The sequence below is a fragment of the Saccharopolyspora soli genome, assembly GCF_022678645.1.
Taxonomy (GTDB): domain Bacteria; phylum Actinomycetota; class Actinomycetes; order Mycobacteriales; family Pseudonocardiaceae; genus Saccharopolyspora; species Saccharopolyspora soli.
In genome coordinates this window covers 217,467-240,496 of record NZ_JALBWV010000002.1, presented here as the reverse complement: position 1 = coordinate 240,496, position 23,030 = coordinate 217,467, and the positions used below count along the sequence as shown (strand labels likewise).

Below are 23,030 nucleotides of genomic sequence, written 5' to 3'. Positions count from 1 at the left end.
TCCGTTCGGACAACGGCCCGACATCGGATTTCCGGCCGGATCCTCCGCTGTCGCACGCCCCCGGATCTGGCCCGTCGGGGGCTTCCGGTAGGAATCGGGAGGTGGACGAAAACGCGCTGCGCGAACTCGCCGACGACCGACTCCGCGCGCTGGCAGGCGCCGATGCCGCGCTGCGCGAAGACCAGTGGAGCGCGATCCGCGCGCTGGTGCTGGAACGCCGCCGCGCGCTCGTCGTGCAGCGCACCGGCTGGGGCAAGTCCGCGGTCTACTTCATCGCCACCGCGCTGCTGCGCGAGCTCGGCGAAGGCCCGACGGTGATCGTCTCGCCGCTACTGGCGCTGATGCGCAACCAGGTCGACGCTGCCGCGGCCGCCGGTGTGCACGCCGCGACGATCAACTCGGCCAACCCCGAGGAGTGGGCCGACATCGAGGAGCAGGTCGCCGCCGGTGAGGTCGACGTGCTGCTGGTCAGCCCGGAACGGCTGAACAACCCCGACTTCCGCGACACGATCCTGCCCGAGCTCACGCAGAGCGCGGGTCTGCTGGTGGTGGACGAGGCGCACTGCATCTCCGACTGGGGTCATGACTTCCGCCCGGACTACCGGCGGCTGCGGACGCTGCTCGCCGAACTGCCGGAAGGCGTGCCGGTGCTGGCGACCACCGCCACCGCCAACGACCGCGTCGTGCAGGATGTGGCCGATCAGCTCGGCGTGGGTGGTGAGCACGCCGATCCGCAGGAAACGCTGGTGCTGCGCGGCAGCCTGGACCGGGAGAGCCTGCGGCTGGGCGTGGTCCGGTTGCCGACGGCGCAGGCCAGGCTGGGTTGGCTGGCCAGCCACCTGGCGGAGCTGCCCGGTTCGGGGATCATCTACACCCTGACCGTGGCGGCGACCGACGAGATCGCGGCCTACCTGCGCGACCAGGGCTACCAGGTGGCGTCCTACTCGGGGCGCACCGACCCGGGCGAGCGCCAGCAGGCCGAGGCGGACCTGCTGGCGAACCGGGTCAAGGCGCTGGTGGCGACCTCCGCGCTGGGCATGGGCTTCGACAAACCTGACCTCGGCTTCGTGGTGCACCTCGGGGCGCCGTCCTCGCCGATCGCCTACTACCAGCAGATCGGTCGCGCCGGGCGCGGTGTGCAGCGGGCGGAGGTACTGCTGCTGCCCGGCCCGGAGGACCGCGACATCTGGACCTACTTCGCGTCGCTGGCGTTCCCGCCCGAGCCCACGGTCCGCGCCGTGCTCGACGCGCTGGGACAGCAGGGGCGGATGTCGACGGCTGCTCTTGAACCGCACGTGGAGCTGGGTCGCACCCGGCTGGAGATGGTGCTCAAGGTGCTCGACGTCGATGGCGCCGTGCGCCGGGTGAAGGGCGGCTGGGAGGCCACCGGGCAGCCCTGGCACTACGACGCCGAGCGCTACCAGCGCATCGCGGTGGAGCGGAAGTCCGAGCAGCAGGCGATGCTCGACTACCTCGGTACCTCGTCCTGCCGGATGGAGTTCCTGCGGCACCAGCTCGACGACCCGCAGGCGCAACCGTGCGGGCGCTGCGACAACTGCACCGGCTCCGGATACGCCGCCGACGTCGACGAACACGCGGTGCAGGAGGCGGAAGAACGGCTGCGGCGACCCGGCGTGGCGGTTTCGCCGCGCAAGATGTGGCCGAGCGGCATGGACGCGCTGGACGTTCCGGCCTCCGGCAAGCTCGCCGCTGGCGAGCAGGCCGCCGAGGGCCGCGCGATCGGACGGCTCACCGACATCGGTTGGGGCAACCGGCTCCGCGAACTGCTCGGCACCGGCACACCGGACCAGGAGCTGCCGGACGACCTGTTCCAGGCCGGGATCAAAGTGCTGGCCGCCTGGGACTGGGCGCAACGTCCGGTGGGTGTGGTCGCGCTCGGGTCGCGGACCCGGCCGCGACTGGTGCGCAGCCTGGCGGAGCGGATCGCCGCGATCGGCCGGTTGCCGCTGCTCGGCGAGGTGTTGACGAACCCGAACACGACGCCTCGGCGGGCCACGAACAGCGCTCAGCGGGTGGCGTCGTTGTGGCCGCAGTTCAAGGTGCCCGCCGACCTCACCACCAAGTTGTCCACACTGGACGGACCGGTGCTGCTGATGGACGACTACGTCGACACCGGCTGGACCATCACGGTCGCCAGCCGCCTGCTCCGCCAGGCCGGTGCCCCGGCGGTGCTGCCCTTCACCCTGGCCACCACGAGCTGACTATTACCACTCGCGAAATCGAATCAGCGGTTTCAACGACTGCTGGCCCAGTTCGCGATTACCTCGTCGAGCAACGGCATCGGCAGCGGGCCGTTGCCGAGCACCACGTCGTGGAAGGCGCGGAGGTCGAAGTCCGCGCCGAGTGGATCTCCAGCACGCCTTTGGCTGGACCCGGCAGCAGTTGACATCCTCCCCGGCCTGGAGTTCAGGCGGGGATTCCAACTCTCACCAGAGCAAGAGTTGAGGTTCACGGACGCTCGACCGCGTGCGCGGTGTCGTCCCTCCGGCACAGGCCATTGGCCTGGGGCGTTTTTTGCCATCCTGTCCTGCCGCGACGTTGAACGAAGCGTTGAGATCCGCGTTGCAGGCGAAACCACAGGCAGAACATACGAACTCAGCTTGGTTCTTGCGAGAGTTCTTGTCGATCCACCCACAGTCGCTGCACCGCAGAGACGTGTACGGGGACGGAACGTCCTCAACCCGACCAGGAGCCTTCTCGCCGGTGCGGCGATGTAACAGGCCCCATCCCTGGGCGAGGATCACCCGATTCAACCCGGCTTTGGCGCGGACATTGCAGCCGGGTTGCTCGGCCGTCCCCTTCGCGGAGGCGGTCATGTTCTTGATGTTCAGCTTCTCGAACCGGATCACATCGAAGTCGCGAGCGAGCATGGTGCTGGTCTTCTCGCACCAGTCCTTGCGCCGGTTGGCTTCCCGTGCCTTGAGTTTGGCGACCTTCGCGTACTCGGCCGTCTTCTGGGCGCTGTTCTTGGGTGCACGGGCGCCCCTCCGTTGATGCTTACGGATCTCCGCTTGCTCCTTGCTGGACAACTGCGGACAGTTCAACGTCCGCCCATCCGACAACGCGGCGGTGATGGCCACACCCCGGTCGATGCCGATCTTCTCTCCGTTGCCGGGTGCGTCGATCGGCTCGGGCACAGTTGCGAACGCCACATGCCACCCGTTGTTCCGATAGGTCACTCGGAACGTCTTGGCCGAAGGCAGGTCTCGACGGGTGAGCCGGAACCGCACCCATCCACAATCAGGAACCTTGACCTGCGCCCACTTGCGGTTGAGCTTCTGCACCACCACCCGCCGGTGCATGACCTGTTTGCCCTCGCCGTTGAGCACTGGGCTGCCGTCCAGGTTGGCCGCAGGCACCCGGTCGGTGCCGATGATTCGGAAACCCTCGTGCCAGTGCTTCTTGCGCCACGAAGGATGACCGAACCCGGACTGGAAGAACCGGGTTTTAGCGGGGCGAAGTCCTTGAGTGCTTGCTGCTGGACGTCGACGTTGCCAGCGCGGAGCCACTCGTTTTCGGCACGGGCTTCGGTGAGCTGGCGGCACTGCTCCACGAATCCGGGAGCAGCCGCGCGCCCGGGTTTCCAGTGCGAGTGCTGCTCAACTGCGAGGTTCCACACGTACCGGGCGTGCGCACAATGCAGAAGCATCTGCTGCTCCTGCTGCGCTGTCGGATACATGCGGAACTTCGCCATGATCACTATCTACTACAGAAGACTTGATCCCCGCCCGCAGGCGGCGCTACCGCTGGCGGTGCATTCACCCGATATGAGTCCGAAAACCGGCTGATCGCAAAAGGTCTGCGGAAAACCAGCCTCGGTGCCCTCGAACCACGAGCCGAGGGCACCGCAGGGGGCGGCCTTCAGAAATCGAACCGACCGGCGCGCACTCCGGCGATGAAGGATCGCCACTGCGCACCGGACACCGTGAAGTATCCCGCAGCCCGAAGTTTCGAATCCCGGACCGCTGCGCCGTCACCGGCGCGACCGACCTCGACGCAGTCGGTTTCCTGCGCCGACCGGCTCGACTTCCGCCAACCGACCGGCTGTGCCGTAATCACGCAATAGCCTCCATCTCGTTCGCACACTTGGCGATGAACCCGATCGATTCGGCGTCGTCCATCGCGAACGAGAGCAGGGTAGTGATCGCGTCCAGGTATTCCTGCGCGAGTCCTGGGTTGTACAGAAACGCCGCCGACCGGTAGTGCTCCAAGTGGACGATCGGTTGCGCTTTGGGGAACTCGAAGACGACGAAAGGCCCCACGTGACCGGGATGCCACATCGTCGAACCGCTTGGCACGACCCGAACCCGGATGTTGGGCCAGCTGGCGAGCTCCTCCACTTTGCGCAGTTGTTCCGCCATCACCGCATGTCCACCGATCGGCTCCCGCAGCGCATGCTCGCTGATGATCGTCATCAGCTGCGGCGCATTGCGCGCGGAGAGGATCTCCCGGCGACCGACGCGCATCAGCACCAGCTTCTCGACCTCGCCGACCGGTTTGCCGCGCATCACGGCACGCGCGTAGTCGGAGGTCTGCAGCAGCCCCGGAATCAGTCCGGTGGCGACGTTGGTGATGCGCGTGGCGGTGCGCTCGAACTCGATCAGCGCGGTCAGTTCCTGCCGCACCCCGGACCGATCCGCGGTGAGCCAGTTAGGTGCGTCGGCATCGCGCGCCATCTCGACAAGTCGATCACGTTCGGTAGCCGAAACGCCCAATGCGGTGACAAATGCGGCGACTACTTCCGGCGGCGGCACGGACTTTCCGGTCTCGTACCGCATCAGTTTGACGTGATTGGTGTCGAGCTCCTGTGCCAGCACACGCAGGCTCTTGCCAGTAGCTTCCCTGGCTTCGCGCAGTTCAGCGCCAAGTGCACGGGCTTTCGGCGTGCCACCAGTGGTACGACTCATGAAACACAGCGAAACAGAATTCGAGGCTGGTAACTACTACCTGTTCAGGTAATTGGCCAGCCGTTTCAGTACCACCAGAATGGTACGCGTGACGACCGATCAGGAGCTCGGCAGGCGGATCCCAGCCAGTCCCGCAACTGCGTGGCGCGGCCTGTTCCCGTCGGCGTCGTCCCTCCGAAGCGGCTGCCCGGACGCGACACCTCCCGCGATGGCGCGCGGCGGTCGCCTCCAGTCGACCTGGAACAGGCGGTGATCGTGCATGCCCCACCCGTTTCGCTGGCAACCCGGTGAAGGACAACGGCACGCTACGCTGAAACCCCGACCCCGTGGTGGATATCCGGCCGACACGCAGATCGAGGCGTTGTGCGGCGCGCAGATCACCGTGGACAACTCCGAGGTGGCATGGCTGTGGACGACCTGCCCGGAGTGCAACAAGACCGCGCACGAACTGGCCGGTACCCCCATCGGCCCGGTTTAGCGGGCAGCCGGTCATTCCCACTGGCTGAATCCGGACCTTCCGCGCGGGCGGCGCAGACCGTACTGTGTCGTCACCCGTTCGAGGTCCGGAGCGCGAGCTTCTCCGGAGCAAGGGCGTCCTGCCACGAAACCGGAGGATGCGATGGCGCACGACGCAGCGACGACCGAGGAATCCCGATTGCCCGTTCGCACGCTGGTCGCCGCCAGCATCGGCAACGCGATCGAGTGGTACGACTGGACCATCTACACGGCCTTCAGCGTCTACTTCGCCTCGGCGTTCTTCCCCGGTGAACTCGCGCTGATCAACACGTTGGCCACCTTCGCGCTGGCGTTCTTCTTCCGCCCGTTGGGCGGTTGGCTGCTCGGCCGGTTCGCCGACCTCCGAGGCCGCAAGACGGCGATGCTGCTGACCATCTCGCTGATGGCCGGTGGTTCGCTGATCATCGGCCTGCTGCCGTCCTTCCACACGATCGGCTGGGCGGCGTCGATCCTGCTGATCCTGGCCCGCGTCGGCCAGGGCCTTTCGCTAGGCGGCGAAGTGTCCAACGCCTCGGCGTACCTGGCGGAGATCGCACCGCCTCCCAAGCGGGGTCGCTATTCCTCGTTCTTCTACATCTCCACGGGTGCCGCGCTGCTGATCGCCTCGCTGCTCGGCTACGTGCTGACCGCGCTGCTCACCAAGGACCAGCTCACCGACTTCGGGTGGCGGATCCCGTTCTTGATCGGCGGGGTGCTCGGCCTGCTCGGCATCTGGTTGCGCCGCACGCTCGACGAGACCGAGCAGTTCGAGGAGAACCAGGCGAAGGCGAAGGCGCTGAAGAATCCACTGTGGATGACGCTGACGCACCACCCCAAGGCAGTCGGCCAACTCGTGGGTTTCAGCATGCTGTCGACGTTGTGCTACTACACGTTCTTCAGCGCGCTGACCCCGTTCGCGGTGAACAACCGCGAGGCCAGCGCCACCGATGTGTTCCTCGCCCTGTCGATCGCCACCGCGATTTTCATCGCCCTGCAGTACCCGATGGGAGCGCTGTCGGACCGCATCGGCCGCAAGCCGCAACTGCTGGTCTGGTCGGCGGCCACCGCGATCCTCATCGTGCCGCTGTCCACGCTCGTCCGACCCGGTTTGGGAAATCTGCTGGTGGTGTTCTGCGTCGGAGTCGCGCTGTACACCGCGATGACCTCCATCGCACCGGCGATCATGTCGGAGCTGTTCCCCACCGAACTGCGCGGCCTGGGCATCGGCGCCTGGTACAACCTGACCGTCGCGACATTCGGCGGCACCGCACCGCTGGTGATCCAGGCGCTGGCCCGCTACGACCTGTCGACGATGTTCTTCTGGTACATCGCCATCGGCGCGGCGATCGCGTTCTTCGTGATCCGCACGCTCCCCGAAACCCGCGCCACCGAACTCCGCTGATTCAAATCAGGCGTTCTACAGGTCGAGAAAGCGGCGCAGCACGGAACGGACTTCAACGAGGGTCCGCTGGTCGCATTCGCCAACCGGTTTTCGGAGTCGGTCCGTCGAAACCGCACACACTTGCTCGCTCAGCGCCCAGGTGGGGCTTTTCAAACCCATGGCCTCACCTGTCACCGAAACATGGTGCGGCAGCCCTCGATCGCGGGTCGTCAGGGGCACGGCGATGACCAGTCCCGGAATGAAATGGGCATACTCCGCACTTGAGACGACCAGGACCGGCCGCCAGCTCGTTTGTTCTCGCCCCACTGTGGGATCGGGCTTTGCGAAGGTGATCGTTCCAGGCTTCATCCCTGCTCGTCCACGAGCCGAGCACCCACCCATTCGTCGCGTTCCCGCACGTATTCAGCCCAATCTTCAGGAGAGTCCTGCAAACGCGCATACGCTGCGCCGACCGCCGACCAGAACTCTCGCTGGTCCAGGGCGTCGAGGGCTTCGGCTACCACCTCGGCCTGTGACACGTGTCGGCTACGCGCCCGGTCCGCGATCCGGTCGCGCAAGTCTTCCGGAACTTTGATCGTGGTAGTCATACTTCCAGTATACCGATGCGACTACCAGATCGGTACCCTATCGCAGCGGGACGAGGTCGTCCGCGTGGACTACCTCGCGGCGTTGTTCCGGGGGCAGCTGGTGGCTGGACCGGCCGATCAGTTCCGGTAGTTCCGCCGCGTCGTAGGCGACCACACCGCGGGCCACCACCTCACCTGCCGGGTTGACCAGTTCGACCACGTCGCCGCCGTCGAAGGCCCCTTCCACCGCGGTGACGCCCGCGGCCAGCAGGGATCGGCGGCGCTTGACCACCGCCGCTACCGCCCCGTCGTCCAGCCACAGACGGCCGTTGGCTCCGGCCGCGTGCGCGAGCCAGAAGCGGCGGGCCGAGAGCCTGCTGCCGGTCGCGGCGAATGCGGTGCCGACATCGGCTGGGCCAAGCGCTCGCTCGGCCAGCGCGGCGGAGGTCAGCAGCACCGGAATACCCGATGAGCACGCGACTTTCGCCGCCTCCACTTTCGACGCCATGCCGCCGGTACCCAGTCCGGACGCGCCGGTGCGCCCCGCGTGCACCCCGGCCATGTCCGCATCGCCGTTGACCTCGCGGATCACCGATGCGTCGCCACGGCGCGGATCTCCGTCGTACAGGGCGTCCACATCGGACAACATGATCAACGCGTCGGCACCTACCAGGTGCGACACCAACGCAGCCAGCCGGTCGTTGTCACCGAAGCGGATCTCGGTCGTGGCGACCGTGTCGTTCTCGTTGACCACCGGCACCGCGCCGAGGCCGAGCAGCCGGTTCAAGGTGCGCTGCGCGTTGCGGTAGTGGCCGCGTCGCACCACGTCGTCCGCGGTAAGCAGCACTTGGCCGACGGTCAGGCTGTAGCGCGAGAACGATTCGGCGTACGCATGCGCCAGCGCCTGCTGACCGACGCTCGCCGCGGCCTGCTGGGTCGCGAGATCCTTCGGCCTGCGACGCAGCCCGAGCGGTGCGATTCCGGCCGCGATCGCACCCGACGACACCAGCACGACCTGGCCACCGGACGCCACTCGCCGGGCCACCGTGTCGACCAACGTCGCCAGCCGTGCGGCGTCCAAGCCCCCCTCGGTCGTGGTCAACGACGACGACCCGACCTTCACCACGACCCGCTGCGCCGCCGCGACCGCTTTCCTGGTCGCCGAGGGCTGATCGTTCACCGGTCGTCCTCCTCCTCGACGTACCGGCCGAATTCGTCCAGCGAGCCGCGCCGCGCCTTCTTCGCGGCCTTGCGCTCCGAAGCCGGGACCCGGTCGTCCTGGTCGATCCGCAGGTCGGTGCCGCGGCGGCCGAGCACACCCGCCACCCCGGCCGGGGTGGACGGCTCCCAGTCGAAGGTCATCTGGCCGATGGTCACCTGGCTGCCCGGCTGCGCGCCCCGCTTGGCCAGCGCCTCCTCCACACCGAGCTTCGCCAGCCGGTCGGCCAGGAAGCCGATCGCCTCGTTGTTGCCGAAGTCGGTCTGCCGCACCCACCGCTCCGGCTTCTCGCCGCGCACCACGTACGCGTCCTCGGTCTCCGGGTCGGGTTCGACGGTGAAGCTGCCGCTGTCCACCGCCGCAGGTCGGACCACCACTCGCGCTGGCTCCGGTGGCGGCAGCTGCGCTCGGTAGCGCTCGACCTCGGCGGCCATCGCGAAGCTCAACTCGCGCAACCCTTCCCGGGATGCGGTGGACACCTCGAACACCGGCCAGCCGCGTGCCTCGACATCCGCTCGGACGAGGTCGGCCAGCTCCCGTGCTTCCGGCACGTCCATCTTGTTGAGCACGACCATGCGCGGCCGGGATGCCAGATCCTGGCCGCTCTGTTCCGCCTTCAGCGCGGGCGTGTACTGCGCGAGCTCGGCCTCCAGCGCGTCCACATCGGACACGGGGTCGCGGCCGGGTTCGAGCGTGGCGCAGTCCACCACGTGCACCAGGACCGCGCAGCGCTCGATGTGGCGCAGGAAATCCAGACCCAGTCCACGGCCCTCGCTGGCGCCTGGGATGAGACCCGGCACATCCGCCACGGTGAACACCGTCTCGCCCGCGGTGACCACGCCGAGGTTGGGCACCAGCGTGGTGAACGGGTAGTCGGCGATCTTCGGCCGGGCCGCGGACAGCACCGAGATCAGCGACGACTTGCCCACCGAAGGGAACCCGACCAGACCGACGTCGGCGACCGACTTCAACTCCAGGACCAGTTCGAACTGGTCCCCCGGCTCACCGAGCAGCGCGAAGCCCGGTGCCTTGCGGGCCTTGGAGGCCAGCGCCGCATTGCCCAGCCCACCGCGACCGCCAGCGGCCGCCACGAACGTGGTGCCGGTGCCGACCAGGTCGGCCAACACCTCGCCGTCCGGGGTCAGCACCACGGTGCCGTCCGGGACCGGCAGGACCAGGTCCTCGCCCACCGCGCCGTTGCGCATGCTGCCCTTGCCCGGCTTGCCGTTGGCGGCGCGCGCGTTCGGCCGGTAGTGGAAGTCCAGCAGCGTGTGCACGCCGGGATCGACCACCAGCCGCACGTCGCCGCCCTTGCCACCGTTGCCGCCGTCCGGGCCGCCGAGCGGCTTGAACTTCTCCCGGTGCACCGAGGCGCAGCCATGCCCGCCGTCGCCTGCCGCGACGTGGATGGTCACGCGGTCAACGAACCGCGACACGAATGCCTCCAGGAAATACGGCCGAGCTGACCCGGCGGAACTGTGCTGGCGCCCGGCGCAAACGACGAGGGGCGGGCCGGACTAGCCGGACCCGCCCCTCGTCGGGAAGTACTCGCAGTCGAGAGCCGGGTCAGACCTCGACCGGCAGCACGCTGACGGCCTTGCGGCCGCGGTAACGTCCGAACTGGACGGTGCCAGCGGACAGTGCGAACAGGGTGTCGTCGTTGCCCCGTCCGACGTTGAGACCGGGGTGGAACTTGGTGCCCCGCTGCCGGATAAGGATCTCACCGGCCTTGACGACCTGGCCGCCGTAGCGCTTCACCCCGAGGTACTTGGGGTTCGAGTCGCGGCCGTTCCGAGAGCTGGAAGCGCCCTTCTTGTGTGCCATGACTACTCAGGTCCTCACTTCGTGATGCCGGTGACCTCAACGCGGGTCAGCTTCTGCCGGTGACCCTGGCGCTTGTGGTAGCCGGTCTTGTTCTTGAACTTGTGGATGCGGATCTTGGGGCCCTTGGTCTGCTCGACCAGCTTGCCGGTCACCGACACCTTGGCCAGCGCGTCGGCGTCGGTCGTGACCTCAGAGCCATCGACGACCAGAAGCGCCGGGAAACGGACCTCGGAGCCCAGCTCGCCATCGAGCTTCTCGACCTCGACGACGTCCCCGACAGCCACCTTGTACTGCTTGCCGCCGGTCTTGACGATCGCGTACATGAGTCGGAAGTCTCCTGCTGCTCGGTTTCGCTACTTCACCAGGTCTGCGGCGGACGTCCACCCCGACCGCGTGATCGAGGATTCCTACCACGCCGCCGGTGCAGCGCCTCGGTGGGTTCCTGTCTCGGCAGCCGAGCGCACGGGCTACCGCACCCGAAACAGGCGTTTAACCTCTCCGCCCGTCCGGCGGCGAGAAGTTCTCACCCATCATACAGACCGCTTTCCGGGTCCCGATCGACCGGGGCGGCAGCACGCGCCGAACCGGCTGCGCAAGCCGATGGCAGGTGAGCCGCGTCAGGCTACGGCCGCTGGATCCGAGAGGTCAAATCGCGCCAACCAACTTTCGAAAGTGCCCCGCCTGGACCTGCGCTTGCTACCTTGAGTCGCCGTTCTGATGAATCTGGGGACACACAGCGTGACTGACATCGCATCCAAGACCGACCGCGACGATCGCGCCGTCCCCGAATCCCCGCCGGGTCGCGCACCGCTGCGCCGGTTCGGCCCGGTGCTCCTGGGCCTGCTGGCCGCGGTACCGCCGCTGATGATGCTTCGGGAAGTGCTGCGCTATCCGCAGATGCACTTCTACGACTACTGGTGGGTGCTGCTCGACATCACCAACGACGACGGGACGCTGCGCCCGATGGCGCTGTTCGGCTTCCGCAACGAGCACCCGTTCGTGCTGCCGAGCCTGTTGTTCTGGCTCAGCGCCCGGTTCGGGCACGGGCTGAACCAGCCGTTGGGGCTGCTGATCATCGCCTTCGGCATCGGCTGCGTGCTCCTGGTGTGGGCGATGCTGCCCGAGGAGCTGAACCCGTGGCAGCGCGCCGGGCTGGTGGTCGCTTCCTCGACGCTGGTGTTCAACCCGCACGGCATCCACAACTACGTGCGCTCGATGAGCGGGGCGTCCTGGATCCTCGCATTGCTGCTGGTGCTCGCCGCGGTGCTGGCGATGCAGCGGGAGCACCGGGTGCTGGCGATCGGCTTCGGCCTGTTGGCATCGATCAGCTACGGCACGTCGTTCGCGGTGTGGCCTGCGCTGGCCCTGGTGGCCTGGCTGCGCGGCGATCGACGCCGCTGGGTCGCCGCGCCGCTGGTGGTCGGTGTGCTCGCGGTGGGTGCCTGGCTGGTGCTGCGCGGGCCGCAGGGCGGTGGTGGCAGTTCGCCGACCGACGATCCGGCGCAAGCGCTGCTCGCCGGGCTGAGCATGCTCGGCATGGTTTGGACCGGCACCGAACCGTCGATCGCGCTGGTCGCGGGCGTGGCGGGGTTGGCAGTGCTGGTGCTGCACGCCCGGCAGAGCCAGCAAGAGCGCCGCAGCGCTGCCGTCTGGTGGGGGCTGGCGGTCTACGCGATCGGGTGCGCGGTGATGATCTCCGGCTCGCGCGCCGCGTTCGGCGAATCCGCCGGGTTGCAGAGCCGCTACAACAGCATGACCGCCGCGCTGTGGATCGCGGTGCTGGTGATCGTGGTCAGCTGGCCGCGCTGGCCGAAGATCCGCACCGTGGCCGTCGCCAGCACGGTGCTGGCCACCGTCGCGCTCGGCGCTCCCGTGGCGCAGAGCGTGCGGGCCGATGCGCCGAACCAGGAGTTGCTGGCCATCGCCGCGCGCATCGGCCACCCCGATGCGTTCATCGACCGGTTCCCCGAGCCGGATCGGCTGCTGCCGCGACTGCGGGCGCTGGGGCACTACCCGTTCTCCGCCGAATTCACCCTGGGCTGCCCCGATGGCGTGACGATCGGCGATCGGATCAGCACCGCCAACTGGCGAACGCCCAGCGTTGGCGCGCTGCGCGAGCCGCGCCCGGACGGCCGCGACGTGGTGCTCAACGTCGAGACCGACCAGATCCACGGCGGGGCCCGGCTGCTCAAGGGCTGGGCGATCTCCGGGATCGAGCGGGCCCAGTGCGTCGCCGCGCTCGACCAGACCGGCACCGTGGTCGGCGGCGGGGTGGTCGACATCCCGCGGTCGGACGCCGAGGCCCAGACACCCGGCATCGAGATCGGGCTGGGCTTCCAGGCGGTCGCCCCGGCGCAGCCCGGCCCGCTGCGCGTCGCCTTCCGCTTCCCCGACGGCTGGTGGATCCGGCCTCTCACCGAAAGCCCGCAGGTCACGTCATGACTGAAAGCGCGCGTCCGGAGGTCTCGCTGCTCGCCCCGGCCAAGAACGAGCAGCAGAACCTGCCCCAGCTGTTCGCCGAGATCCGCGAGGCGATGCAACAGCAGAACCGGTCCTGGGAACTGCTGGTCGTCGACGACGGCAGCACCGACGACAGCTGGCGGATGATCGCCGAGCAAGCCCGGTCGGATCCCCGGTTCCGCGGCATCCGGTTGCGGCGCAACTTCGGCAAGGCCGCCGCGCTGGCCGCCGGGGTTGCCGAGGTGCACGGTCGGCTGCTGGTCACGCTGGACGCCGACCTGCAGGACGATCCCGCCGAGATCCCCCGACTGCTGGACGAACTCGACGGCGCCGAACCGGCGGACCTGGTCAGCGGGTACAAGGCGCAGCGGCAGGACCCGCTGGGCAAGCGGCTGCCGTCGAAGGTGTTCAACTGGATCACCGGACTGATCACCGGGCTGAAGCTGGCCGACCACAACTGCGGGCTCAAGGCGGCGCGAACGGAGGTCTACCAGCGGGTTCCGCTGTACGGCGAACTGCACCGCTACATCCCGGCGTTGGCGCACCAGCTCGGCTACCGGGTCCGCGAGCTCGCGGTGCACCACCGGCCGCGGGTGCACGGCAAGTCCAACTACGGACTGGAGCGCTACGTGCGCGGCGCGCTGGACCTGCTCACCGTCGTCACGCTCACCCGCTACGGGCGGCGCCCGGCTCACCTCTTCGGCGGGCTCGGGCTGCTGGCCGGGACCATCGGCACGCTGGTCCTGCTCTACCTCAGCGGCGTCTGGCTGTTCACCGACCAGTCGATCGGCACCCGCCCGCTGCTGACGCTGGGCATCCTGCTGGAGATCTTCGCGGTGCAGATGGTCTCCCTCGGCCTGCTCGCCGAACTGGTGCTGCACCGGACCGGGCGGCACCACGACGTGGACGTGCTCGTGTCCGACCACACGACCACCGGAGACCGCGCGCAGAGCGGCTGACGCCCACCCACGCCGCGCGATGACTTCGGTGGGAATTTCGGTAAGAACGGGATTCCCCCACGCGAGCGGGCGTGTTCCGACGCGCCGCATGGGGTGCGCACAACAGCGGACAGCAAGCGCCCGTATGGTTCCCCCGTGCACCCTGGGTCGGCGAAGAAACTTCGGCTGTTCGCCTCACTCCTCGGGCTCGTCGGCACCGTGCTGGCGCTGCTCGTGCCGTTCTTACCCGTCAACCACGACGTGGTCACCTTGCGGTGGCCAACCGCGCAGGGCACCAGATCGGTTTCCGCGCCGCTGGTCGCGTACTCGCCGCTGTGGCTCAACGCGAAGGTGCCGTGCGCCGCGGCGCGCGGCCTGGACGCGCGCACCAACGGTCCGGGCATTCTGCTGAGCACCAACCCGCCGTCGTCGGACTACGGCAAGCTGACCGGCCTGGTGTTGCAGGTCGACAACGGTCAGGCCGCGCTGTTCTCCAAGGGGCAGCAGGTGAGCACCGTGGCGCTGCCCGCCGGTAACTGCACGATCGCGGTGCGCGCCAACGCCTCCGGGACCACGTCCAGCATCGGCAACCAGCAGTGGGCACGCATCGGCGGTGACCAGCGGCCCCAGCTGACCGGCATCTATTCCTCGTTGGACAACGCCGTGGACGACGTGCGCGGGCTGTCCTTCGAAGCTCGCGTCGACAACCGGTTCAGCAGTTACGCGACTCCGCTGAAGATCGTGGTGATCGCGCTGGCCTTGGCGGCGTTCGTCGGTTCGGTGATCTGCTTGCACCGGTTGGACGTGCGGGCCGGGCGGCGCGCGCCGCGCCTGGTCCCGCGCGGTTGGTGGAAGCCGACCTTGCGCGACGCGGCGGTCTACGCGGCGCTGGTCGTGTGGTGGCTGGTCGGCGCGATGACCTCCGACGACGGCTACGTGCTGAGCATGGTGCGGTCGGCGCAGAGCGCTGGGTACGTCAGCAACTACTACCGCTGGTTCGCCAACCCCGAGTCGCCGTTCGGGTGGTTCTACGAGTTCTATTCGCTGTGGGTGCAGATTTCGACGTCCACGCCGTGGGTGCGGTTGCCCGCACTGCTGATGGGCATCGTCAGCTGGCTGCTGATCAGCCGCGAGATCCTGCCCCGGCTCGGCCAGCAGGTGCGCCGCAGCAACGCCGCCGGTTGGGCCGCCGCGGCGGTGTTCCTGGCGTTCTGGCTGCCCTACAACAACGGGCTCCGCGCTGAGCCGGTCGTGGTGTTGTTCTCGCTGCTCGCGCTGTGCGCCGTCGAGCGCTCGGTGGCGACTGGACGGCTGATGCCAGCGGGGCTTGGCTTGGTCGGCGCCGCGTTGTCGGTGGGCGCCAACCCGCATGGACTCGTCGCGGTGCTGCCCTACATCGCCGCGGTGAAGCCGCTGTTCCGGTTGGTGCGCAAGCGGGCCCAGGAATTCGGCTGGGTGCCGGTGCTGGCGCCGATCGCCGCGTCCGGGTTCGTGATCCTGACGTTGGTGTTCTACGACCAGACCTGGCAGTCGGTCATGGACGCGTTGGAGCTCAAGACCACCTTCGGCCCGAACGGCCGCTGGTACGAGGAGCTCAACCGCTACAGCCTGCTGTTCAGCCAGAGCCCGGACGGTTCGCTGACCCGCCGGTTCCCGGTGCTGCTGGTGATCCTGTGCTTGGCGACCTGCGCGGTGGTGCTGTTGCGGCGCGGGCGGATTCGGGGCGCCGCGCTCGGCCCGAGCCGACGTCTGCTGGCGATCACCGGGCTGTGCTTCGTGGTGCTCGCCCTGACCCCGACCAAGCACACCCACCACTTCGGCATCTTCGCCGCGTTCGGCGGCGCGCTGGCGGCCCTGACCGCGCTCGCGACCAGCAGCACCGTGCTGCGGTCGCGGCGGAACCGGGCGGCGTTCGTGGCCGGGTTGATGGTGATCCTGGCGTTCGCCGTGACCGGGCCGAACGCCTGGTGGTACGTCTCGGGTTGGGGCATACCGTGGTTCGACAAGCCGCCATCGATCGACGGACATCGGGCCAGCACGCTGTTCCTGATCTTCGCCGGGATAGCCGGGATCATCGCGCTGGTCGAGCACCTGCGCATCGACGAGAACAACCCGAAGGTCGTCGACGAGCGCTGGGACAGCCCGGAGAAGCGGAGCCGAGCGCTGCGGCTGGGCACCGCGCCGCTTTCGCTGTTGTGCGCGCTGATGGTGTTGGGTGAGCTCGCCGCGTTCGGCAAAGCGATCCAGGAGCAGGGCAACAGCTACACCCTGGGTACGGACAACATCAAGCAGCTCACCGGGTCCAGTTGCGGGTTGTCGGACTACATCGACGTGGAGACCGATCCGCAGGCCAGCGTGTTGCCGGTGTCGGCCCAGCAACCGACGGTGGCCGCGCCCGCGAAGAACGCGGACCTGAAACTCCCGCCACGCCGCGTGGCCGATCGGGAAACCGCCGCGCAGTACCTCCAGTCCAAACAGGACGGCTTCACCCGCCCCGGGGTGCCCGTCAACGACGGCGCCGACCCGGAGGCGCCGAATTGGCGGCCACCGCACCAGTTCGGCGGGGACAACGCACCGGTGTGGGGCAGCTACGACGAGGCCGGAAGTGGCACCGGCGAGTTGCGCACGCCCTGGTATGACCTGCCGGAATCGGCCCGCAACGGCGAAGTCCCGGTGGTGCTGAGCCTGGCGGGCGCGGAGACCGGCGCGAACTTCGTCGTCTTCGAATTCGGCAAGGACACCGACCGCGGCTTCCAGCTCACCGGGCGGTACACCGTGCACCAGGGCCCGCCGCCGGGGTGGCGGGACCACCGGTACATGCTCGGCGAAGAGGCCAAGGGTGCGACGAAGATGCGGATGATCGCGGTCGACCAGACCCTCGGCCAGGAAGGCTGGCTGTCGGTCAGCGCGCCTCGGGTGCCGAAGCTGACCCGCATGACCGAGGTCATCGGCAACGGTGCGACTTTCGTGGAGTGGCCTGCCGCGCTGGTGCACCCGTGCCTGCGGATCTCCGGGTTGTACAACGGGATCGCCGAGATGCCGCAATTCCGGGTGTCGGCTGGCGAGTTGGTCCGCGACATCGGCGAGGGCTGGTCGTCGCCGGACGTGGGTGGCCCGTTCGGCTGGCTGACCGTCGCGTCGAGCGTCCGCGAACTGCCGACCTACCTGCGCAACGATCCGCAGCAGGACTGGGGCTCGCTGTTCGTGGTGCACCCCTACGAGGCGGACGCGCTGCCCGCGCAGGCGGCGATGGAGGTGCACTCGGAGACCCACTGGGGCACCTGGTCGCCCGGTCCGTTGACGCAGGGCCTGGAACTGCCGGGGGACATGCCCAGTTCCGACGACCGCACCGACATCCCGACCTTCGACGACGAGACCGACTGACCGGGATCGGGTGCCCGGCACGTTCCCGGTGTCGGGGCGAGCGGGCATCATGGCCTGGTGAGTCGGTATCGGGAGCGACAGCCGGTCGGGGCGCTGGCCGGGATGATCGCGTGCGTGTGGACGCATGGCGCGGGTGAGGACGGCTACGTGCAGCGCGTCGTGCCGGACGGCTGCGTGGACCTGATCTGGATGGGCAACCGCCTCGACGTGGTCGGGCCGGACACCACTGCTCGCCTCGCGACGATGCCGCCGGGCAGCCGCATCACCGGGATCCGCGCCAAACCCGGTGCCGCCCGCCTGCTGCTCGGCCACATCCCCGCGACCGAACTGCGCGATCTCCAGGTCGACAGCACCGACGTCTGCGGAGCTTCCGCACAGTCCGTGGTGGAACGCCTGGGCGAGGTCGAAGACCAGCGCGAGGCGGAGCGGATCCTGGAGCAGTTCGCCTTTGCGCGATTGGCGGAGTACGAGCCCGATCGGGCGCTCGCACCTGTGGTGACCGCCCTCGACGTCCCGGCACCGCCGTCGATCCCCGCGCTGGCCGACGCCATCGGGCTGTCCGAGCGGCAGTTGCGCAGACGGGTCACCGCCGCCGTCGGATACAGCCCGCAAACCCTGACCGGGGTGCTCCGCTTCCAGCGGGCCACGCGGCTCGGCCTAGGTCGAGGTGGGCTCGCGGAACTCGCGCACACCGTCGGCTACGCCGACCAAGCGCACCTGACGCGCGAATTCCGGCGGCTGACCGGTGTTACCCCACGGCACTACTTCGCTGCCACGTAGCGGATGCGCGGTTTGGTTCGGCGCATCCGCTAGAAGTCCACACCGGACTCCGCGCGGAGTTGGCCGCGTACGGCTACGACTCTTCGTCGTAGGCGCGCAGGGTGAGCAGTGCTCCGATCGCCACGCGGGGGCGTGACTCCAGGCGGGTGCCCGGCGCCCAATGACGCCAGCGGATCGGCCAACCGCCGTCGGCCTCCTGCATGTCGGCGAGGTGGTCGAGGCCGCGGGACATTTCGTCGTCGGAGAACCAGGGTCGCGCCAAGCTCGTCGGCTCCGCCGCGTAGTCCCAGACGCCGTGCAGTTCACCGGGCGCATAGCCGGGGGAAAGCCGAGCCTGTTCGGGGTGCTGCGGGTCGAGCAGCACCAGCCGCTGTTCCCGCACGATCTTGCCCAGCCGCTCGGCGACGGCGCCCGCCCGATCCCGGTCCGGAACGTGGTCGAGGAACGACACGGCCGCGTGCGCCTCGTACGGATGGGTTTCGGTCAGCCGGTCGATCCGCTCCCAGCAGAACTCGGTGGCCCCGGCGAGCCACGGGTGCTCGATCCGGTTCTTGTGCAGCAGCCCGGCCAGCAGACTAGTCGTGAGCAACTGCCCTTCCGGCTCTTCGGCGATCGGCATCCACGGCGCGTGCGGGTAGTCCCGCAGCCGCGGGTCGCCCCCAGCCACGCCGCCGTCGGGGCGGGTGATCGACATCAGGTAGTCGCAGATCCGTGTCACGGTCGCGCCCCCGCACTCCCCCACCCCGTCGAGGGTCGCCAGCGCGGTGTAGGTCTGCAACGGCTGACTGATCGGACCGCGCGCATCGGGTTCCAGGGCGTAACCGTAGCCACCATCCGCGCAGCGGTAGGCATCGAGCGCGGCCAGCACGCCTTCCGCGCCGCCGTCGGCGAACAAGAACTCGAACAGGCGTTGTTCCAGCACGCGGGCGGTCAACCAGACGAATTGCTCGGCGGCGGCCACCAGCTCAGCGGTGCATCGAATCATGGGCCGACGCTAACCGGGAATGGCCGATCCGCTCTTGAACGAATCGGCCATTCCAACCAACTGCTCAGCCCTCGGTGGGCGCGTCCTCGACCGGCGGCCCAGCAGGCCGCGACGCGGCACGGCGGACCCGCCGAACCGGCGCGGCCGGTGCGACGTCCGGGATGCTGCTGTCGGCGGGCTCCTGAGACTCCGCTGGCTTGCTGACCACCAGCGGGGTCACCGGCGCACCGGCACTACCCGCAGCCCGCGTCACCTTGCGACGAGGCCGACCGTTGACGGCCTGTTCGGACACCGGCTCGGCCGCGACGGGCTCCGGAACGGGTTCGACGATGGTCGGCTCGACGACCGGAGTCGTCTCCGCCACCGGCGCGGGCTCGGGCTCCGGCTCGGGCGTCGCCACCGGCTCCGCCACCACCGGCGCCACGGCCTCGGGCTCCGCCACTACCGGCTCCGCAGCCTCGGGCTCCGCAGCCTCCGCGGCCTTCGCCTCCGGCTCCGGCGCCACCTCGACCGGCTCCGCCGCCACGGGCTCCGGCTCGGCCTGCACCGGCTCCGCCGGTTTCACGGCCTCGTGCTTGGTCTCGCTGCGCGGCTCCGGGGCGACGACGGGCTGCTCCGCCGGTCCCTCCTGCTGCTTGCCGCGGTGCCGGTTACGTCGGGTGCCGTTGGTCGTCGCATGGCCGTTGGGATGCGTGACCGGTTCGGTCGAGACGATCAGGCCGCGACCCCGGCAGTGCTCGCAGGTGCTGCTGTACGCCTCCAGCAGGCCGGTCCCGACCCTCTTGCGGGTCATCTGCACCAAGCCCAGCGAGGTCACCTCGGCCACCTGGTGGCGGGTGCGGTCCCGGCCCAGGCATTCGGTGAGGCGGCGCAGCACCAGGTCGCGGTTGGATTCCAGCACCATGTCGATGAAGTCGATGACGATGATGCCGCCGATGTCGCGCAACCGGAGCTGCCGGACGATCTCCTCGGCCGCCTCCAGGTTGTTGCGGGTGACCGTCTCCTCCAGGTTGCCCCCGGAGCCGGTGAACTTGCCGGTGTTGACGTCGATCACCGTCATGGCCTCGGTGCGGTCGATCACCAGGTAGCCACCGGAGGGCAGCCAGACCTTGCGGTCCAGAGCCTTGGCGATCTGCTCGGTGATCCGCTGCTCGGTGAACACGTCGTTCTTGCCGACGTGCTTGGACAGCCGCTGCGCCAGGTCCGGCGCGACGTGCTGGACGTAGGCTTCGATGGTGTCCCAGGCGTCGGGGCCCTGCACCGTCATGGCCGAGAAGTCCTCGGTGAACAGGTCGCGGACGACCTTAATCAGCAGGTCCGGCTCTTCGTAGAGCAGTTGCGGGGCCTGCGCGCCGGGCGTCTCGGCCTTCTCCTTGATGACCTCCCACTGGGCCTGCAGCCGCCGCACGTCGCGGTCCAGCGCCGCTTCGCTGGTGCCCTCCGACGCGGTGCGGATGATCACCCCGGCGTTCTCCGGCACGATCCGCTTGAGGATCTCCTTGAGCCGCTTGCGCTCGGTGTCCGGCAGCTTGCGGCTGATGCCGGTCGCGCCGCCGCCCGGCACGTACACCAGGAATCGGCCGGGCAGGCTGATCTGCGTGGTCAGCCGCGCGCCCTTGTGACCGACCGGGTCCTTGGTGACCTGCACCAGCACGCTATCGCCGGTCTGCAGGGCCTGCTCGATGCGGCGGGCCTTGCCAGCCAGTCCGGCCGCGTCCCAGTCCACCTCACCGGCGTAGAGCACCGCGTTGCGGCCCCGGCCGATGTCGACGAAGGCGGCCTCCATGCTGGGCAGCACGTTCTGCACGCGTCCCAGGTAGACGTTGCCGACCAGGGAGCCGGAGCCCGACGAGGTCACGAAGTTCTCGACGAGGACGTTGTCCTCCAGCACCGCGATCTGGGTCTGGTCGCCGTTCTGGCGGACCACCATCTTGCGGTCCACCGACTCGCGGCGGGCCAGGAACTCCGCCTCGGAGAGCACCGGCGCCCGCCGGCGCCCGGCCTCCCGGCCGTCCCGGCGGCGCTGGCGCTTGGCTTCCAGGCGGGTCGAGCCCTTGACCGCGCGGACCTCGTCGTCGCTGCTGTCCTGGCGGGGCTCGGCGGCGGGCTCGCGGACGTGCACGACGGTGTTCGGCGGATCGTCCTCGCGAGCGCCGCTCTCGTCGTCCGAAGAGCCCTTGCGGCGGCGGCGCCGACGACGACGCCTGTTGGACTCACCCCCACCCTCGGACTCGGCGGCCTGTTCCTCGGTGCTGTCCTCCGCGGCTGGTTCAGCGGTTTCGCCGCTGGCGTCCTCGGTTGCCTCCGACGTCTCTTCCTCGGCACCCGACTCGGAGTCGGCACCGCGCCCCCGGCCGCGGCCCCGGCGGCCCCGCCGACGACGGCGACGACCAGCGGGCTCGTCCTCGCTCTCGGCGGCCTCCGCTGGCTCGGCGGTTTTGGCGGTCTTGGTGGCCTCAGCGGGCTCCGGCTTCACTTCCGCGGGTTCCGCCGGCTCGGCCTTGCGCGCGGTCGGCTGCTCCGGCGGCTGCGGCGCCAGGAACATCGCCTCCGGAGCGGCGAAGACCGGCGTCAGTCCCGCGGACGCGTCCGGCTCGCCCCCGGCGGGCGCGAAGTCGGCGGCTGGCACTGCCGAAGGCGGCTGCTCACCGGCTGGTTCGGACTCGGCCGACGGCTCCGCCAGCAACTCGGGGTGCAGGGCTCGCACCACCTGCAGGGCGACGTCGCGGTCGATGTTCGACTGGGCGCTGCGGACCGATTCACCGATCGATTCCAGCGTCGTGATGATGTCCCGGCTGCTGGCGCCCAGCAGCTTGGCCAGTGCGTGCACCCGAAGCTTGGCTGGCAGCTCGATCGTGCCCTGCTCTTCTCGGGTGGGTGTGGGCGATTGCCCGCTGGCGTTCCCAGCGGGCCTATCCATGTTCAACATCCAGCTCCTCCGCCCCCGGGCGCGTCCTGGTGGACGCGGCCGCACAGAGGCATGTGCGTTCTTCGGTCTCCGCCGCCATTGGGCGACGGCAATTCTGGTGGTCCCTCCGCCCCGGGCCTTCAGGCCGGGAAGTCACACGGCGGGTCGACGACGTCCGCGCCGTCCGTCACCCGGCCGCGGGCTCTCCCGCCGGAATCCGGTCGCCGCCTGAGTCCTGGGCCAACGGGTCGGCAATGCCTCCCCCGTCGTCGAGCCGACCCTGCTCCAGCCGGGTCGCGCTCGCGGCGGCCGACGGTGCCAGACCGGCGACGACACGCAGGGCGCTCAGTACGTCGTCGGGTCGTACGACCGGTGTTGTCTGCCGCACGACCGTTACGAGTATCCCATACGGTTCCGATGCCTTCGGCCAATCGTCCACCTGGGCGGTGGAGGCGGAATTTCGATCACTGTCCGCAACCTCCCGGTGACCCTCCCGCACCTCCGCGCTGACCAGCGCCGCTCGTGCGTCGATGGTGCGGCGACCGTCCTTGGTCAGCCGCTCCACCAGCGCGCTTTCGGCGGCCATCAGCGCCGCTACGGCGTCACGCAGCTCAGCGACGTCCGTGCCGGGAAGATCGATCCGCCACCGGCTCACCTCCAGCCGGTCGGCCAGCGCGCCCGGCGCGGCCTCCACCGCGTCGAGCACGTCGATGCCCTCGGGCAGCGCGGCGTCGAGCTCGCCGCGCAGCACCGCCGGGTCGAGTCGTTCGACGAGTTGGAGCTCGACGTACTCCGCCACGCTGGACACCCCGGTGGGCACCGCACCTGCCCAGGAGACCTTCGGGTGCGGGCTGAAGCCCTGGGAATACGCCATGGGAACCCCGGCACGCCGCAACGCGCGCTCGAAGGTGCGCGCCACGTCCCGGTGCGAGGTGAACCGCAGCCGTCCCCGTTTCGCGTAACGCAGCCGCAGCTTCTGCACCGGTGGCGCCGAGGGATTGGGGTGATCTCGCCGACTCAGGATGTCCTCCCCGACCAATGATCGTCATCGGCGGTCGTCGCCGACCTGTTCCGATGCCGATGCTTGCTTGCTCAACCGCAGTGTGACAACACCTGCGCGTCATGTTTCGAAGGACCGTAC

Annotated in this window: 20 protein-coding genes; 7 read left to right on the top strand and 13 right to left on the bottom strand. The window is 69.1% G+C overall.

The genetic code is table 11. From position 1 onward, the window contains the following. Window positions 1-101 precede the first annotated feature (101 nt). Window positions 102-2,222, top strand: a complete 2,121-nt coding sequence (locus MOQ72_RS02565; RefSeq protein WP_242180269.1) for a RecQ family ATP-dependent DNA helicase — start codon at window positions 102-104, stop codon at window positions 2,220-2,222. 32 nt (window positions 2,223-2,254) lie between these two features. Here MOQ72_RS02565 and MOQ72_RS02560 read toward each other — a convergent pair whose 3' ends face one another. From MOQ72_RS02560 to MOQ72_RS02545, 4 genes are all read right to left on the bottom strand, one after another. Next, a complete protein-coding gene (locus tag MOQ72_RS02560; protein WP_242180268.1) occupies window positions 2,255-2,410 on the bottom strand; it encodes a DUF885 family protein in 156 nt (51 codons plus the stop codon). 37 nt (window positions 2,411-2,447) lie between these two features. Continuing rightward, window positions 2,448-3,530 carry an RNA-guided endonuclease InsQ/TnpB family protein gene (locus MOQ72_RS02555; RefSeq protein ID WP_242180266.1) on the bottom strand — a complete coding sequence of 361 codons (1,083 nt, stop codon included), beginning with the start codon at window positions 3,528-3,530 and terminating at the stop codon, window positions 2,448-2,450. A gap of 352 nt (window positions 3,531-3,882) precedes the next feature. After that, entirely contained in the window at window positions 3,883-4,080 is a 198-nt protein-coding gene (locus tag MOQ72_RS02550) for a DUF397 domain-containing protein (RefSeq protein WP_372495260.1), read from the bottom strand. Then, a complete protein-coding gene (locus MOQ72_RS02545) occupies window positions 4,077-4,928 on the bottom strand; it encodes a helix-turn-helix domain-containing protein (protein WP_242180263.1) in 852 nt (283 codons plus the stop codon). The genes MOQ72_RS02550 and MOQ72_RS02545 overlap by 4 nt, the downstream gene beginning before the upstream one ends. 259 nt (window positions 4,929-5,187) lie before the next feature. Here MOQ72_RS02545 and MOQ72_RS02540 point away from each other — a divergent pair, with 259 nt between their 5' ends. Together MOQ72_RS02540 and MOQ72_RS02535 are read left to right on the top strand one after the other, a co-directional pair. Next, window positions 5,188-5,406, top strand: a complete 219-nt coding sequence (locus MOQ72_RS02540; protein ID WP_242180262.1) for an HC3 family zinc finger protein — start codon at window positions 5,188-5,190, stop codon at window positions 5,404-5,406. Between the two features lie 141 nt (window positions 5,407-5,547). Further along, the gene (locus MOQ72_RS02535; protein ID WP_242180261.1) at window positions 5,548-6,825 is read left to right on the top strand and encodes an MFS transporter; all 1,278 of its coding nucleotides are present in this window, start codon (window positions 5,548-5,550) and stop codon (window positions 6,823-6,825) included. Between the two features lie 15 nt (window positions 6,826-6,840). Here MOQ72_RS02535 and MOQ72_RS02530 read toward each other — a convergent pair whose 3' ends face one another. The 6 genes from MOQ72_RS02530 to rplU all read right to left on the bottom strand — a co-directional run bounded on the left by MOQ72_RS02530 (window position 6,841) and on the right by rplU (window position 10,757). Further along, the gene (locus MOQ72_RS02530; RefSeq protein WP_242180259.1) at window positions 6,841-7,173 is read right to left on the bottom strand and encodes a type II toxin-antitoxin system PemK/MazF family toxin; all 333 of its coding nucleotides are present in this window, start codon (window positions 7,171-7,173) and stop codon (window positions 6,841-6,843) included. Further along, window positions 7,170-7,412, bottom strand: a complete 243-nt coding sequence (locus MOQ72_RS02525) for a ribbon-helix-helix domain-containing protein (RefSeq protein WP_242180258.1) — start codon at window positions 7,410-7,412, stop codon at window positions 7,170-7,172. The genes MOQ72_RS02530 and MOQ72_RS02525 overlap by 4 nt, the downstream gene beginning before the upstream one ends. 37 nt (window positions 7,413-7,449) lie before the next feature. Beyond that, window positions 7,450-8,571, bottom strand: a complete 1,122-nt coding sequence (gene proB, locus MOQ72_RS02520; protein WP_242180257.1) for a glutamate 5-kinase — start codon at window positions 8,569-8,571, stop codon at window positions 7,450-7,452. Continuing rightward, window positions 8,568-10,058 carry a GTPase ObgE gene (gene obgE / locus MOQ72_RS02515; protein ID WP_242180373.1) on the bottom strand — a complete coding sequence of 497 codons (1,491 nt, stop codon included), beginning with the start codon at window positions 10,056-10,058 and terminating at the stop codon, window positions 8,568-8,570. Before obgE ends, proB begins: the two co-directional genes overlap by 4 nt. A gap of 118 nt (window positions 10,059-10,176) precedes the next feature. After that, window positions 10,177-10,434, bottom strand: a complete 258-nt coding sequence (gene rpmA, locus MOQ72_RS02510) for a 50S ribosomal protein L27 (protein ID WP_242180256.1) — start codon at window positions 10,432-10,434, stop codon at window positions 10,177-10,179. 14 nt (window positions 10,435-10,448) lie between these two features. Continuing rightward, on the bottom strand, window positions 10,449-10,757 hold the full coding sequence (gene rplU, locus MOQ72_RS02505; RefSeq protein ID WP_242180255.1) for a 50S ribosomal protein L21: 309 nt from the start codon (window positions 10,755-10,757) through the stop codon (window positions 10,449-10,451). Between the two features lie 415 nt (window positions 10,758-11,172). Here rplU and MOQ72_RS02500 point away from each other — a divergent pair, with 415 nt between their 5' ends. The 4 genes from MOQ72_RS02500 to MOQ72_RS02485 all read left to right on the top strand — a co-directional run bounded on the left by MOQ72_RS02500 (window position 11,173) and on the right by MOQ72_RS02485 (window position 17,996). Continuing rightward, a complete protein-coding gene (locus MOQ72_RS02500; RefSeq protein ID WP_242180253.1) occupies window positions 11,173-12,876 on the top strand; it encodes a hypothetical protein in 1,704 nt (567 codons plus the stop codon). Further along, window positions 12,873-13,853, top strand: coding sequence for a glycosyltransferase family 2 protein (locus tag MOQ72_RS02495; RefSeq protein WP_242180250.1), 981 nt, complete (start codon window positions 12,873-12,875; stop codon window positions 13,851-13,853). Before MOQ72_RS02500 ends, MOQ72_RS02495 begins: the two co-directional genes overlap by 4 nt. Window positions 13,854-13,988: 135 nt before the next feature. Continuing rightward, window positions 13,989-17,216: an arabinosyltransferase domain-containing protein gene (locus MOQ72_RS02490; RefSeq protein ID WP_242180249.1), complete on the top strand. Its 3,228-nt coding sequence runs from the start codon at window positions 13,989-13,991 to the stop codon at window positions 17,214-17,216. Window positions 17,217-17,273: 57 nt separating this feature from the next. Further along, window positions 17,274-17,996, top strand: a complete 723-nt coding sequence (locus MOQ72_RS02485; protein WP_242180246.1) for a helix-turn-helix transcriptional regulator — start codon at window positions 17,274-17,276, stop codon at window positions 17,994-17,996. A gap of 73 nt (window positions 17,997-18,069) precedes the next feature. On the opposite strand, the gene MOQ72_RS02480 is transcribed toward MOQ72_RS02485, so the two are convergent. The 3 genes from MOQ72_RS02480 to MOQ72_RS02470 form a co-directional block, all read right to left on the bottom strand. Continuing rightward, entirely contained in the window at window positions 18,070-18,981 is a 912-nt protein-coding gene (locus MOQ72_RS02480; RefSeq protein ID WP_242180244.1) for a hypothetical protein, read from the bottom strand. 64 nt (window positions 18,982-19,045) lie between these two features. After that, a complete protein-coding gene (locus MOQ72_RS02475) occupies window positions 19,046-21,910 on the bottom strand; it encodes a translation initiation factor IF-2 N-terminal domain-containing protein (protein WP_242180242.1) in 2,865 nt (954 codons plus the stop codon). Between the two features lie 166 nt (window positions 21,911-22,076). After that, the gene (locus tag MOQ72_RS02470; RefSeq protein ID WP_242180240.1) at window positions 22,077-22,871 is read right to left on the bottom strand and encodes a TIGR03936 family radical SAM-associated protein; all 795 of its coding nucleotides are present in this window, start codon (window positions 22,869-22,871) and stop codon (window positions 22,077-22,079) included. Window positions 22,872-23,030: the final 159 nt, after the last annotated feature.

Coding starts and splice junctions, on each gene's coding strand:
- MOQ72_RS02560 (WP_242180268.1), bottom strand. CDS start 2,410: ATGTCAACTGCTGCCGGGTCCAGCCAAAGGCGTGCTGGAGATCCACTC.
- MOQ72_RS02545 (WP_242180263.1), bottom strand. CDS start 4,928: ATGAGTCGTACCACTGGTGGCACGCCGAAAGCCCGTGCACTTGGCGCT.
- MOQ72_RS02540 (WP_242180262.1), top strand. CDS start 5,188: ATGCCCCACCCGTTTCGCTGGCAACCCGGTGAAGGACAACGGCACGCT.
- MOQ72_RS02535 (WP_242180261.1), top strand. CDS start 5,548: ATGGCGCACGACGCAGCGACGACCGAGGAATCCCGATTGCCCGTTCGC.
- MOQ72_RS02530 (WP_242180259.1), bottom strand. CDS start 7,173: ATGAAGCCTGGAACGATCACCTTCGCAAAGCCCGATCCCACAGTGGGG.
- MOQ72_RS02525 (WP_242180258.1), bottom strand. CDS start 7,412: ATGACTACCACGATCAAAGTTCCGGAAGACTTGCGCGACCGGATCGCG.
- rpmA (WP_242180256.1), bottom strand. CDS start 10,434: ATGGCACACAAGAAGGGCGCTTCCAGCTCTCGGAACGGCCGCGACTCG.
- rplU (WP_242180255.1), bottom strand. CDS start 10,757: ATGTACGCGATCGTCAAGACCGGCGGCAAGCAGTACAAGGTGGCTGTC.
- MOQ72_RS02495 (WP_242180250.1), top strand. CDS start 12,873: ATGACTGAAAGCGCGCGTCCGGAGGTCTCGCTGCTCGCCCCGGCCAAG.
- MOQ72_RS02480 (WP_242180244.1), bottom strand. CDS start 18,981: ATGATTCGATGCACCGCTGAGCTGGTGGCCGCCGCCGAGCAATTCGTC.
- MOQ72_RS02475 (WP_242180242.1), bottom strand. CDS start 21,910: ATGTTGAACATGGATAGGCCCGCTGGGAACGCCAGCGGGCAATCGCCC.